Raw genomic sequence first — 13,200 nt, 5'->3', positions numbered from 1 at the left:
TCTTACACCAGCATACCCATCGGGTTTTCGATCATGCGCTTGAAGGCGCCGAGCAATTCGGCGCCGAGCGCGCCGTCGACCGCACGGTGATCGGTCGAGAGCGTCACCGACATGACGGTGGCTATCTTGATCTCGCCCTTCTTGACCACGGCCCGCTCCTCGCCGGCGCCGACCGCCAGGATCGTGGCATGCGGCGGGTTGATGACGGCGGCAAAGTCCTTGATGCCGAACATGCCGAGGTTCGACACCGCCGTGGTTCCGCCCTGATATTCTTCCGGCTTCAGCTTGCGGCTCCTGGCGCGGCTTGCCAGGTCCTTCATCTCGTTGGAGATCACCGACAGCGTCTTTTCATCGGCATGCCGAATGATCGGGGTGATCAGGCCGCCGGGGATCGACACCGCGACGCCGACATCGGCGTGCTTGTGTTTCACCATCGCACTGTCGGTCCATGAAGCGTTCGCATCCGGCACCGCCATCAGCGCCATCGCCATGGCCTTGATCACCATGTCGTTGACCGAAAGCTTGTAGGCGGGAACCTCGCCCTTGTCGGTCTTCCTCATCGGGGCCGCGGCATTGAGCTGCGTGCGCAACGCCAAGAGCGCATCGAGCTCGCAATCCAGCGTCAGATAGAAATGCGGGACGGTGGATTTCGCCTCGACCAGGCGGCGCGCGATGGTCTTGCGCATGTTGTCGTGCGGCACCAGCTCGTAGGAGCCTTCGGCGAACAGCTTCAACACCTGGTCGTCCGACATTGGCTTCGGCGCGGGGGCTGGAGTCGCGCCGGGAGCGCCGGCGGGCGCCTTCGCAGCGGGGGCAGCCTTCGCGCCACCGGAAGAAATCGCCGCCTCGACATCGGCCTTGACGACGCGGCCATGCGGGCCGGTGCCGGTCACGGCGGACACATCGACACCGGCATCCTTGGCGATGCGACGGGCGAGCGGCGAAGCAAAGACGCGTTCGCCGCCGGCGTGGCCATTCGCGACCGGAGCGGGCTCGGCCTTGGCGGCCGCGGGCGCCGCGGCGGCTGCAGCCGGCTTCGGCGCTTCCTTGGGCGCCTCGGCCTTCGGGGCGTCCGCTTTCGGTGCCTCAGCCTTGGGCGCAGCGTCGCCGCCAGCCTTGGCCGCAGCCCCGGCATCCTCGCCCTCGCCGGCCAGGATGGCGATCAGCGCGTTGACCTTGACGCCCTCGGTGCCGGCCGGAACCACCAGCTTGGCGACCGTACCTTCATCGACGGCCTCGACTTCCATCGTCGCCTTGTCGGTCTCGATCTCGGCGATCACGTCGCCCGGCGAGACCTTATCGCCTTCCTTGACCAGCCACTTGGAAAGATTGCCCTCTTCCATCGTGGGCGAGAGCGCCGGCATGGTGATGTTGATTGGCATCGCTCACTCCTGAATGAACTTGAACAGGCCGCGCATGACGGTCAGCGTGGCGACGATGAATACGGGTGGCAGGACCCCGAAATGGAAGCTGCTTTTGCTCATTTCGAGGCTCATCATGCCACCGGTTTGATCGACCTGTGCGGAGCCGGTCGCAACAACTGCCAGGACGAGCGAAGCAGCACCGCTCAGCATCAATAAAATCGCGTCGAACTTGCCGGTTACCGAGCGCACCAAGAAGGCCACGGCAACGGTAGGTACAATGACGGCGGCCAGAACCCAGAGAGACGGCATCCGCGTTGTCCTAGCGATAGGTGACAGCTTTGACTGCTTCGACTACCTCGCCGACATTGGGCAGGGCCAGCTTTTCGAGGTTCGCCGCATAGGGCATCGGCACGTCCTTGCCGGCGATGGTGATCACCGGCGCGTCGAGGAAGTCGAAGGCGCGCTGCGAGACCTGGTTGGCGATGTGGTCGCCGACCGAGCTCTGCGGGAAACCTTCTTCCACCACCACGAGGCGGTTGGTCTTCTTGACCGAGGCGATAATCGTGTCGAAGTCGAGCGGCCGGATCGTTCTCAAATCGATGATCTCGGCATCGATGCCCATGCCGCGCAATTCGGCCTCCGCCTTGACCGCATAGGTCATGCCGATGCCGAAGGAGACGAGGGTGACGTCCTTGCCCTGCTTGTGGATACGCGCCTTGCCGATCGGCAGGACGAAATCGTCGAGCTTCGGCACATCGAAGGAATGGCCGTAGAGGATCTCATTCTCGAGGAAGATGACCGGGTTCGGATCGCGGATCGCGGCCTTCAGCAGGCCCTTGGCGTCAGCCGCGGTGTAGGGCATGACCACTTTCAGGCCGGGGATATGGCTGTACCAGGCGGCGTAGCATTGCGAGTGCTGCGCGGCGACGCGGGCCGCGGCGCCGTTCGGACCACGGAAGACGATCGGCGCGCCCATCTGGCCGCCGGACATATAGAGCGTCTTGGCGGCCGAGTTGATGATCTGGTCAATCGCCTGCATGGCGAAGTTGAAGGTCATGAACTCGACGATCGGCTTCAGGCCGGCCATCGCCGCGCCGACGCCGACGCCGGCAAAGCCGTGCTCGGTGATCGGGGTATCGACGACGCGCCGCGGCCCGAATTCCTGCAGCAGGCCCTGCGTGATCTTGTAGGCGCCCTGGTACTCGGCGACTTCCTCGCCCATGACGAAGACGTCGCCGTCGCGGCGCATTTCCTCGGCCATGGCGTCGCGGAGCGCCTCGCGCACCGTGGTCGAAACCATCTCGGTGCCGGCGGGAATGTCCGGGTCGGCCGCGACTTCCGTCTTCGGCGCGGCGGCGACGGGGGCCGGAGCCTCGCTCTTGGCCGCTGCGGGGGCCGGGGCCGGTGCTGCCCCTTGAGACTTGGGCTCTTCCTCGCCGATGCCTTCGCCGGCCTTGTCGACGTCTTCGCCGTCGACCGCGAGGACAGCGATCACCGCATTGACCTTGACACCCTCGGTGCCGGCCGGAACGACGATCTTGGCGAGCGTGCCTTCGTCGACGGCTTCGACTTCCATCGTCGCCTTGTCGGTCTCGATCTCGGCGATCACGTCACCGGCGACGACCTTGTCGCCTTCGTTCTTCAGCCATTTGGAAAGATTGCCCTCTTCCATCGTCGGCGAGAGCGCGGGCATGAGAATTTCGATCGGCATGTCCTTGCCCTCCCCTTAGAGTACGATGTCGGTCCAGAGCTCGGACGGATCCGGCTCGGCGTCGTTCTGGGCGAATTCGGCGGCGTCGGCGACGATGTCGCGGACTTCCTTGTCGATGGTCTTGAGCTCGTCCTCGCTTGCCCACTTCTTGTCGAGCAGCCGCACCCGAACCTGCTCGATCGGGTCGTGCTCGGAGCGCATCTTCTGCACCTCCTCCTTGGAACGGTACTTCGCCGGGTCGGACATCGAATGGCCGCGATAGCGGTAGGTCTGCATTTCGAGGATGAGCGGGCCGTTGCCGGCGCGGCACCATTCGGTGGCGAGATCGGCCGCCGACTTCACGGCGCGAACGTCCATGCCATCGACCTGGATGCCCGGGATTTTGAAGGAAGCGCCGCGATGCGAGAAGTCGGTCTCTGCCGACGAGCGCGACACCGACGTGCCCATGGCGTAGCGGTTGTTCTCGATGACGTAGATCACCGGCAGCTTCCACAGCGAGGCCATGTTGAAGCTTTCATAGACCTGGCCCTGGTTGGCCGCGCCATCGCCGAAATAGGTCAGCGAGACGTTCTTGTTGTCGCGGTAGCGGTTGGCGAAGGCAAGGCCGGTGCCGAGCGACACCTGGGCGCCGACGATGCCGTGGCCGCCGTAGAAATGCTTCTCCTTGGAGAACATGTGCATGGAGCCGCCCTTGCCCTTCGACAGGCCGCCGCGGCGTCCGGTGAGCTCGGCCATGACGCCGCGCGGCGACAGGTCCATCGCCAGCATATGGCCGTGGTCGCGATAGGCGGTGATCATCTGGTCGCCTTCGACCAGCGCCATCTTCATGCCGGTGACGACGGCCTCCTGGCCGATATAGAGATGGCAGAAGCCGCCGATGAAACCCATGCCGTAAAGCTGGCCGGCCTTTTCCTCGAAGCGGCGGATCAAGAGCATATGCCGGTAGGCGGAGAGCTCCTCTTCCTTGGTGAAATCAGCGGGCTTGGGCGCTGACAGATTGGGCTGTTTGTCGGATCTGGATTTGGCGGGCGCTTTTTTGGCGGCGGTGGCCATGCATCACTCCCTGTTGGCGTCTCTTTGCGGACATTCAGGGAGATCGATCGCCTCCCCACCGATTTGCCTGAGGCTAACACGCGAGGATGCATTGCGCTATGCTGAAAAATGCATGGCTGGCATGCATCTAAGCGATTAGAATCATTGCAGATAAAGGCGATTAACCGAAATTCGGTTATTTCGTCGGGGCGGGCAACATGATTGTGATTTCGTCGGGCTGGGACAGATTGAGCGCCTTTCGGGCCTGCTCGTCAAGCATATCCTTCTCCAGCGTGCCTTCATGCATCAGCTGGACACGGCGCTCGAAGTCGATCCGGCGCGCTTTCACCGCATCAAGCTGAGCCTGCAGTTCGGCCGCCCGGGCCTCGAGCCGGTACTTGGAGTAGATGCCGAACTCGCCGTGATAGGCATGGAAGCCGAAATAGGTCAGGAAGAGCACGCAAAGCGAAGGGATGATCAGCCTGCCGGTGTTTCTCTGCTTGTGCTGACGTGTCCACATGACCCGAACCCTCGCGGCCGCGAACGCAAGCGGCCATGAGTCGTATTTCGCCCGATTGTGCTTAATGGACGGTTACGGGCGACCTTTCGCAAGGTCGCCAGAAACGAAAAGGGCGGGATGCCCCGCCTTTTTCAGACCGTTCCCAACAGACTGGATCAGCCCTTGACCACCGACTTGCCGGCGTAACGCGCCTGCTTGCCCAGCTCTTCCTCGATGCGGATGAGCTGGTTGTATTTGGCCATGCGGTCCGAACGCGACAGCGAGCCGGTCTTGATCTGCCCGCAATTGGTGGCGACCGCGAGGTCGGCAATGGTCGAATCCTCGGTCTCGCCCGAGCGGTGCGACATGACGGCGGTATAGCCGGCCTTGTGCGCGGTTTCGACCGCGTCGAGCGTTTCGGTCAGCGAGCCGATCTGGTTGACCTTGACCAGGATCGAATTGGCGACGCCCATGCGGATGCCATCGCGCAGCCGAGCCGTGTTGGTGACGAAGAGGTCATCGCCGACAAGCTGGGTTTTCTTGCCGATCAGGTCAGTCAGATACTTCCAGCCTTCCCAGTCGTCCTCGGCAAGGCCATCCTCGATGGTGATGATCGGATAGTCGGAAGCAAGCTTGGCAAGGTACTTGGCCTGCGCCTTCGGATCGCGGGTCTTCTTCTCGCCCTCATAGACGTAGTTGCCGTCCTTGAAGAACTCGGTCGCCGCGCAGTCAAGGCCAAGCGCGACATCCTCACCGGGCTTGAAGCCGGCCTTCTCGATCGATTCCATGATGAAATCGAGAGCCGACGGCGCGCTCTTCAGATTGGGGGCGAAGCCACCCTCATCGCCGACATTGGTGTTGTGGCCGGCATCCTTCAGCTTCTTGCGCAGCGTGTGGAAAATCTCCGAGCCCCAGCGCACGCCGTCACGCAGCGTCGGCGCGCCGACCGGCAGGATCATGAATTCCTGGAAGTCGATCGGGTTGTCGGCATGGGCGCCGCCATTGATGATGTTCATCATCGGCACCGGCAGGATATGCGCCTTGGCGCCGCCGACGTAGCGGTAGAGCGGCAGGCCGGCGGCTTCGGCCGCGGCCTTGGCGACGGCAAGCGACACGCCGAGGATGGCATTGGCGCCGAGGCGGCTCTTGTTCGGCGTGCCGTCGAGCTCGATCATAGTCTGGTCGATATGGATCTGGTTCTCGGCTTCCATGCCGCCGATCGCCTCGAACAGTTCGCCGTTCACGGCCTCGACAGCGCGCTGGACACCCTTGCCGAGATAACGCGGCCCGCCGTCACGCAGTTCGACAGCCTCATGCGCGCCGGTCGATGCCCCCGACGGCACCGCGGCGCGGCCCATCGAGCCGTCCTCCAGCACCACGTCGACCTCGACGGTCGGATTGCCACGGCTGTCCAGGATTTCACGCCCGACAATGTCGATGATGGCGGTCATTGCGATGTCCCCGATTGATCGATTGAAGCGTCGCGACCCTCTTAGCCAAAGCGGCGCAAAAGGCAATCGGCGGCGCCGCAATTATTGCCGCGGGCCGGATTCACGAAGCGCAAATTTCTGTCATCATAAGTCATGCGCATCGCGTGGCCTTCTCATCTATGGTCGCGTTCGCGCGGGGCGAAACAGGAGGAGTTTCGCCATGTCCCAGCTAAGCGGTATTGTGAGTTTGTTTCTGATCGCGGCGGCGTTCCTGACGTCATGTGACGACCGGAAACCCCAGCAGAGCTCAGTGGAATTATCGACGCTCAGAGCGGCGCGGTAGTTGAAAACGCCAAAGGCCCCCGGGTTTTGCCCGGGGGCCTTTGGCTTTTCAGCGCACCTATCAAGCGGTCAATGCCAATAGGGCTTCACGTGATAATACTGGAATGAGGCATCGCGGGCCGCCTCGCCGTCGGCGCCGGTCAGTTCATCGATCGAGTATGCGGGCGCGGCCTGCAATTGTTCCTTGGTGAACGGGACGACGTAGCCGCCTTTGTCTTCGTCATAGTCGAGGGTCGCCCACGGGACGGCGTGGTACTTCTCGCCCATGCCGAGGAAGCCGCCGAAGCCGATCACGGCGAACATGATGCCGTTCGACATCTTGTCGAGCATCACGTCCTCGATGCTGCCGATGCTCTTGCCTTCGGTGTTGTAGACAGACGTGCCGATGACGCGCGAGGCGGCAATGGCTTCGGTGTGCCCGGACGGGGTGGTCATGATGGTGCTCCTCTCGATTGAATGCCTGCATTGACAATGAGAGGAGCGCGCTAAGGTTCCCGACGACCTTGCTCAGCTGTCGGTGAGGATGAAGGTGACCTTCATGTTGACGCGGTAGGCAGCGATCTTGCCGTCCTCGACGACGATCTTCTGGTCCTGGATCCAGGCGCCTTCGACGTTCTTCAGGGTCTTTGCAGCGCGCGCGATGCCCTTCTCAATGGCATCCTGAAAGCTCTTCTTGGACGACGACGTGATTTCGGTGACGCGAGCAACGGACATGGCTTCCTCCTGCCAGGACGCTCAGTTACGAAAACGAGCGTAGCGCCGGCTGAATGCAACCACAAGCCGGTGCAGGATCAGGTCGGCCGCCGGGATCAGTGCCCTTTGGCGATGCGGTCGAAGGCCATCAGTTTTTCGAGCAGCGCCGGCATGTCCTTGAGGGGAACCATGTTGGGGCCGTCCGAAGACGTCGAATTGTCGGGGTCCTGATGGGTTTCGATGAAGACGCCGGCGACGCCGACGGCAACGGCCGCGCGCGCCAGCGTCGCGACAAAGCGCCGTTCACCGCCGGATGAACCGCCCTGCCCGCCCGGCTGCTGCACGGAATGGGTCGCGTCGAAGATCACCGGGGCGCCGATCTCGGCCATGATCGGCAACGCGCGCATGTCCGAGACCAGCGTGTTGTAGCCGAAGGAGACGCCGCGCTCGGTGGTGAGCACGTTCGCATTGCCGGAGCCAGTGATCTTGGCGACGACATTCTTCATGTCCCACGGCGCAAGGAACTGGCCCTTCTTCACATTGATGACCTTGCCGGTTTTGGCAGCGGCGACCAGCATGTCGGTCTGGCGCGACAGGAAGGCTGGGATCTGCAGGACATCGACATGCGGCGCGACGATGGCGCATTGTTCCTCGGTGTGGACGTCGGTCAGCACCGGGAGCCCAAACTCCTTGCGCAGATCGTCGAAAATCGGCATCGCCGCGTCGAGGCCGGCACCTCGCGTCGCCGAAAGCGAGGTGCGGTTGGCCTTGTCGTAGCTGGTCTTGTAGACGAGGCCGATACCCAGACGTTGCGTCAGTTCCTTCAGCGCACCGGCCATGTCGAAAGCGTGCTGGCGCGATTCAAGCTGGCACGGGCCGGCGATCAGCGACAGCGGCGCGTTGTTTGCGAAGACGACCTTGCCGATCGTTACCGATGAATTGGGCGCCAGGGGCTTGCTCATGGGGTCTCCCGGAAGATGAAGGCGGCGCCCTGCCCGGGCGCCGGCGGAACGACGATATCATTGCCGCTCATGTTGTGTCGGACAGCGTTTTCCGCAAGCAGCCGCCTGGCGGCGGCCGTGTCGCGAAGCGAGAAAACGATGGCCGTGAAGCGCAGGTTCGGCGACGGCGCGACCGTCAGGCCGAAGCGCGAGCCATAATCTTCAGACGAGAAAACGCTGAGGACTGCATTCGGCAGCCGCACGGCGTCGCCGTCGCTCGCACCAGCTTCGGCGGCGGTCGCGATCAATCCGATCTGGGCTGCGGGCCTGTCACTGACGGCGATGATTTCGAGAATACCCGTCACGCCATTGGCGTGCGCCTGCAGCGCCGTGCGATCGATCTTGGGTGCGTTGATGCGCTGGCAGGCGAAGAGGAAGGCCTCGTCGGCCTCCTTGTCGGATACGAATGCCAGCTTGAAGGAAGCCATGTCGCTTTTGCCGTTTGCGTCGGTAAAGGCGCGCGAGAAGCTCAGCATTTCGCCGGCCGAAAGACCGGCCTCGACATAGCGCCTATGATCGGCATCGGCATTGGCCGTTCCGAAGACGACGGCGGAAAAACCTTCATCGCCAATGGTTTGACGGTAGAGGCGGTCGCGCGCGACGAAGACATTGCCCTCGCTTATGGCGAGGTCCGCCGTCTGCTCATTTCCGACCGCCAGCGGCTCCAGATAGGTGCCATCGGTGAAAAAGACGCAGGCATTCTCCGTGCCGAAGGGGTGGATGCCTGTGGGCGCGACGACAAAGCCGAGCGACGTCAAGCGCGAGCGAACGGCATCAAGGTTCTGCGCCGGCAGAACGAGATGGTCGAGCGGATGAGCTGATTTTTTGGTCATGCCGGCGCGGTTTGCCCCATTCCGGCCTGGGGTTCAAGAGCAGCGGAGCGCGCTTGCCCGGTTCAGGCCGCGGCCACGACATCGGCCGAATAGCGCAGTTCGCGCAGCGGCTTCACCTTGCTGGTCGTATCGGCATAGATCGGATGCGCCTTGTAGGCGGCAAGCGCGGCTTCGTCCTCGAACTCGGCATAGACGACCACGTCGATCGCGTTGGAGAACAGGTCGACCTTGGTGTTGAGCGTCACTTCGAAATGCTTCGAATGCGGAATCTTGCCAAGCGCCAGCAGGCCCGAGCGCACAGCCTCGACATCTTCCTTGCGCCGCACGCTGAAGAAAACGATGTGCCGGATCAAGCCAACCTCCGTGATCGTCGATTCAGCGGTGTTTTTGTGGGAGCGACGCCTGAGCGTCAACCGGCAACGATGTCGCGCCCGCGATGCGCAACCGGCAAGGCTTTATCCAGTGACATGGCGCACGATGCGCGACATTTCCCGCACGGTCACGTCGAGATAGTGACCATGATTGTAGAGGCCATCCCAGATCAGGAAGAAGGCAATGGCTGCGATGACGATTACATAACGCATGGCTAAAACTAGCTTATGTGGCCGGCTGGAACCAGTGGGAGCGGCAGCGGTCCTTCGAGTTGACGGTTTTTTGAGCCGGTCGCTTCTTCGGGCCGGTCACCAAGCCCTCGGCAGCAGCCATAACCGGGCCGCTCAAACAGGCAAGGGCGGCACGGCTCAAAGCGTGATGCGATATTTGGCAAAGCCTGCCTCGCCGCCGCCTGCCGGCTCGATCTTCAAGGACTTGACCTCGGCGATGAAATCTTTGGCCCTCGGTCCCGTCTCGAAGACGACGCTGGCACCGGGCAGCGGCACGAACGACCAGTTGCCGTCGGCGGAAGGATTGATCGTGCCCTCGCTGACGACATAGCGCACGATCACGTCGCGGTTGGTGTCGGGCGCCTCGTAGATGATCTTCGAAGCATTGATTCCGGGGAAATTGCCACCGCCGCCGGCACGGTAGTTGTTGGTGGCGACGACGAATTTCGCTGCCGGATCAATCGGTTTTCCGTCGAATTTCAAATCGACGATACGGTTGGAGCCGGCATTCGCGACGCCGCCCTTGGCGTCGTATTTCGGCGGCTGCGACAGGTCGATCCTGTAGGTGACGCCATCGATGACGTCGAAATTGTAGGAGGGGAAATCGGTGTTGATGAGCGGCTGGTCCGCCTTGCCCGGCTCGATATGGTTGAAGATGCCGGCCGACATCTCCAGCCATTCCCTCACCTCGGCGCCGGTGATTTCGACGGCACGGACCGTGTTCGGGTAGAGATAGAGATCGGCGACGTTCTTGATGGCGATATCGCCCGCGGGGACGTCGGTATAGTAGTCGGCGCCGTTGCGGCCGCCGGCCTTGAAGGGGGCTGCCGCCGACAGCAGCGGCATGCCCTTCCACTGCGTGCTCTTCAATATGTCCTTGAGATACCAGCTCTGCGCCTGGTTGACGATCTGCACGGACGGATCGTCGGCCACCAGCGCGAAATAGGAATAGAGCGGCGCCGATGTCTTGCCGACCGGGCGGCGGACATAGGCAAGCGTCGCCTGATGGTCCTGCTCGAGCGCGGCGATGATGCGCTTGTCGTCGCCGACCTTCGCCTTGTTCTTGTTGTCGACGCGCTCATAGATCGGCCGCGCCTCGGAGGTGGCCGAGACGACCCGCCATTTCGAGCCGTCGCGTTCCAGAAGCAGGTCGATCAGGCCCATATGCGAACCCCAGAAGCCACCCATGACCGCCGGCTTGCCTTGCAGCGTGCCCTTTTCGGTGTCCACGCCTGCGAGCGACTGGAAATCCTTCTTGCCTGGAAAGACCAGATGCTGGTGACCGGTGAAGACGGCGTCGATGCCGTCGACGCCGGCGACGAAGAAGGAGGCGTTCTCCATCCTGTCGCCCTGCTTGACGTCGATGCCGGAATGCGAGAGCGCGATGACGATGTCGGCGCCTTCTTCCCTGATCTGCGGCGCCCAGGCCTTGGCAGCCTCGACGATGTCGCGCGTCTGGACGTTGCCTTCGAGGTTCTTCAGATCCCAGACCATGATCTGCGGCGGCACGAAGCCGATGACGCCGATCCTGATCGGTTGCTCGGCACTGGCCCCATCTTTGATCTTCCTGTCGAGGATCACATAGGGCTTGAGATAGAGCTTGTCGTCGCGCGGGTTGCTGGCCAGCGTGGTGCCACGGATCAGGTTCGCGCAGACGAAGGGGAAATTGGCGCCGGCCAGCACCTTGTCGAGGAAGGACAGACCGTAGTTGAACTCGTGATTGCCGAGCGTCGAGCATTCATAACCGAGCAGGTTCATGCCCTTCATGACTGGATGCAGGTCGCCATCCTTCATACCCCTTTCGTAAGCGACATAGTCGCCCATCGGGCTGCCCTGCAGGAGGTCGCCATTGTCGATCAGCATCGAATTCGTGGCCTCCTTGCGCACCGCGTCGATCAGCGAGGCCGTTCGGGACAGGCCCATCGTGTCGTTCGCTTTGTCGGCGTAGTAATCGTAGGGCAAAAGATTCACATGGATGTCAGTGGTCTCCATGATCCTGAGATGCGCCTGGTTGGTCGCGGCGTGGGCGGAGAATGGGTGCAGCATGATCAGCGCGCCGCCCGCAGCAACGCCGGCCAGGAATTCGCGGCGGGAGAATTCACTACGAGGGGCCGGCAGTCGTGACATCGCGCTCTCCTGTTCGACAATGCTGCAACCCCTGCCCCAGCCGGAGCATGGCGTTGAAGGCGTCTTGAGTCCATGTTCGCCGGAGGACATTCAATCACGACAAGGTGACGCGCCGCGATCACCAAAGGGTGACGCGTTGATGTGCGGCGAGGTCAGCTCTTGTCGTCGTCACCCTGCGTGATCAGCCGGGCGCTGCGCTGGCCCGTGAGATAAATCCATAGCCAGCTAAGCGAGACCGCCAGGCGGTTGCGGAAATCGATCAGGAAATAGATGTGCGCGATACCCCACAGCCACCAGGCGAGCCAGCCGGTGAGCTTGATCCAGCCGAAATCGATCGCGGCGGCGCGTTTGCCGATCGTCGCCAGATCGCCGGCATGATGGTAGTGGAAAGGCCGCGTGGCGGTGTCGCCGGCAAGCCGCGCCTTGATCGTCGCGGCGACATGCTTGCCCTCCTGCTTGGCCGAAGGCGCCACACCCGGCACCGGCTTTCCATCCGGTCGCAGCACATGCGCGGTGTCGCCGATCACGAAGATCTCCGGGCTGCCCGGCACGGTCAAATCGGGTTCGACCAGCACCCTGCCCGCCCGGTCGGCCGGCGCCCCGAGCCATTCGGCGGCCGGCGAAGCGGCAACGCCGGCCGCCCAGATGATGGTCCTTGCCGCTAGCTGCTTGTCGCCGAAGACGACGCCCTCGGCGTCGAGCCTGGTGACGGGGCGGCCGAGCTCGACGGTGACGCCGAGCCGTTCCAGCGCCTTGCGGGCGTAGTCGGAAAGTTGCGGCGCGAAATTTGCCAGGATGCGGTCGCCGGCCTCGATCAGCACGACGCGCGCCTGGCGCGTGTCGATGTTGCGGAACTCGCCGCGCAGCGTGTCATGCGCCAGCTCGACAATGGTGCCGGCGAGCTCGACGCCCGTAGGGCCGCCGCCGACGATGACCAGCGTCAGCAACGCCTGGCGCCTGGCGGGATCGGTTTCGCGCTCGGCCTGCTCGAAAGCGAGCAGGATCCGGCGCCGGATCGTGGTGGCATCCTCGAGCGTCTTCAGGCCCGGCGCGAAGGGTTCCCATTCGTCATGGCCGAAATAGGCGTGGCGCGCGCCGGTCGCGAGCACCAGCGTGTCGTAGGGAACCGAGCCGCCGTCTTCGAGCAGCACGCGTTTACCGGCGCGGTCGACGCCGGTGACAGTGCCGAGAAGCGTCGTCACGTCCTTGCGCCTGCGTAAGAGATGACGGATCGGCCAGGCCACCTCCGAAGTCGCCAGCGACGTCGTCGCCACCTGGTAAAGCAGCGGTTGAAAAAGATGGTGATTGCGCTTGTCGATCATGGTGATGCGCACGGGCGCACCCGCCAGCGCGCGGGTGAGTTCGAGCCCGCCGAACCCGGCGCCGACGACGACGACATGATGCCTGGCTTCGCTCATTCCGATCTGCCTCGCGGCGTAAAACTACCACATAGAGATGTAGGTATTTTGTGCGCTGCAACAACATCTTGCCGGCTGGGAAACATGCCCCAGAGTCGTCGCGCGGCGTCGTGATTGCACATGTAACGCGCACTCCCGCGGGTATAGC

Annotated in this window: 14 protein-coding genes; all 14 read right to left on the bottom strand. The window is 63.0% G+C overall.

What is annotated here, in order from left to right:
* Positions 1 to 2: 2 nt before the first annotated feature.
* The 14 genes from DPM35_RS21045 to DPM35_RS20985 all read right to left on the bottom strand — a co-directional run bounded on the left by DPM35_RS21045 (position 3) and on the right by DPM35_RS20985 (position 13,052).
* Positions 3 to 1,382, bottom strand: a complete 1,380-nt coding sequence (locus DPM35_RS21045) for a pyruvate dehydrogenase complex dihydrolipoamide acetyltransferase (protein ID WP_112129183.1) — start codon at positions 1,380 to 1,382, stop codon at positions 3 to 5.
* Positions 1,383 to 1,385: 3 nt separating this feature from the next.
* Entirely contained in the window at positions 1,386 to 1,673 is a 288-nt protein-coding gene (locus DPM35_RS21040; RefSeq protein ID WP_112129182.1) for a hypothetical protein, read from the bottom strand.
* Between the two features lie 10 nt (positions 1,674 to 1,683).
* Positions 1,684 to 3,075, bottom strand: coding sequence for a pyruvate dehydrogenase complex E1 component subunit beta (locus tag DPM35_RS21035; protein WP_112129181.1), 1,392 nt, complete (start codon positions 3,073 to 3,075; stop codon positions 1,684 to 1,686).
* A gap of 15 nt (positions 3,076 to 3,090) precedes the next feature.
* Positions 3,091 to 4,128 carry a pyruvate dehydrogenase (acetyl-transferring) E1 component subunit alpha gene (gene pdhA / locus DPM35_RS21030; protein ID WP_112129180.1) on the bottom strand — a complete coding sequence of 346 codons (1,038 nt, stop codon included), beginning with the start codon at positions 4,126 to 4,128 and terminating at the stop codon, positions 3,091 to 3,093.
* 175 nt (positions 4,129 to 4,303) lie between these two features.
* Complete coding sequence (locus DPM35_RS21025) at positions 4,304 to 4,627, bottom strand: FtsB family cell division protein (RefSeq protein ID WP_112129179.1); 324 nt, start codon at positions 4,625 to 4,627, stop codon at positions 4,304 to 4,306.
* A 155-nt stretch (positions 4,628 to 4,782) separates the two neighbouring features.
* Positions 4,783 to 6,057, bottom strand: a complete 1,275-nt coding sequence (gene eno, locus DPM35_RS21020; protein WP_042642276.1) for a phosphopyruvate hydratase — start codon at positions 6,055 to 6,057, stop codon at positions 4,783 to 4,785.
* A gap of 390 nt (positions 6,058 to 6,447) precedes the next feature.
* Entirely contained in the window at positions 6,448 to 6,813 is a 366-nt protein-coding gene (locus DPM35_RS21015) for a PRC-barrel domain-containing protein (protein WP_112129178.1), read from the bottom strand.
* A gap of 72 nt (positions 6,814 to 6,885) precedes the next feature.
* The gene (locus tag DPM35_RS21010) at positions 6,886 to 7,092 is read right to left on the bottom strand and encodes a dodecin family protein (RefSeq protein ID WP_073986887.1); all 207 of its coding nucleotides are present in this window, start codon (positions 7,090 to 7,092) and stop codon (positions 6,886 to 6,888) included.
* A gap of 95 nt (positions 7,093 to 7,187) precedes the next feature.
* Entirely contained in the window at positions 7,188 to 8,033 is an 846-nt protein-coding gene (gene kdsA / locus DPM35_RS21005) for a 3-deoxy-8-phosphooctulonate synthase (protein WP_112129177.1), read from the bottom strand.
* A complete protein-coding gene (locus tag DPM35_RS21000; protein WP_112129176.1) occupies positions 8,030 to 8,905 on the bottom strand; it encodes a VOC family protein in 876 nt (291 codons plus the stop codon). Before DPM35_RS21000 ends, kdsA begins: the two co-directional genes overlap by 4 nt.
* 62 nt (positions 8,906 to 8,967) lie before the next feature.
* Positions 8,968 to 9,258, bottom strand: coding sequence for a Dabb family protein (locus DPM35_RS20995; protein ID WP_042642267.1), 291 nt, complete (start codon positions 9,256 to 9,258; stop codon positions 8,968 to 8,970).
* 102 nt (positions 9,259 to 9,360) lie between these two features.
* A complete protein-coding gene (locus DPM35_RS33130; RefSeq protein WP_281004619.1) occupies positions 9,361 to 9,489 on the bottom strand; it encodes a hypothetical protein in 129 nt (42 codons plus the stop codon).
* 156 nt (positions 9,490 to 9,645) lie between these two features.
* A complete protein-coding gene (locus DPM35_RS20990) occupies positions 9,646 to 11,634 on the bottom strand; it encodes a bifunctional 2',3'-cyclic-nucleotide 2'-phosphodiesterase/3'-nucleotidase (RefSeq protein ID WP_112129175.1) in 1,989 nt (662 codons plus the stop codon).
* Positions 11,635 to 11,786: 152 nt separating this feature from the next.
* Positions 11,787 to 13,052, bottom strand: a complete 1,266-nt coding sequence (locus tag DPM35_RS20985) for an NAD(P)/FAD-dependent oxidoreductase (protein ID WP_112129174.1) — start codon at positions 13,050 to 13,052, stop codon at positions 11,787 to 11,789.
* Positions 13,053 to 13,200 lie beyond the last annotated feature (148 nt).

Origin of the sequence: Mesorhizobium atlanticum (assembly GCF_003289965.1) — a bacterium.
Lineage (GTDB): Bacteria > Pseudomonadota > Alphaproteobacteria > Rhizobiales > Rhizobiaceae > Mesorhizobium > Mesorhizobium atlanticum.
Note: the sequence above shows the minus strand (reverse complement) of the source record. Positions and strands in the feature narration are given on the sequence as shown.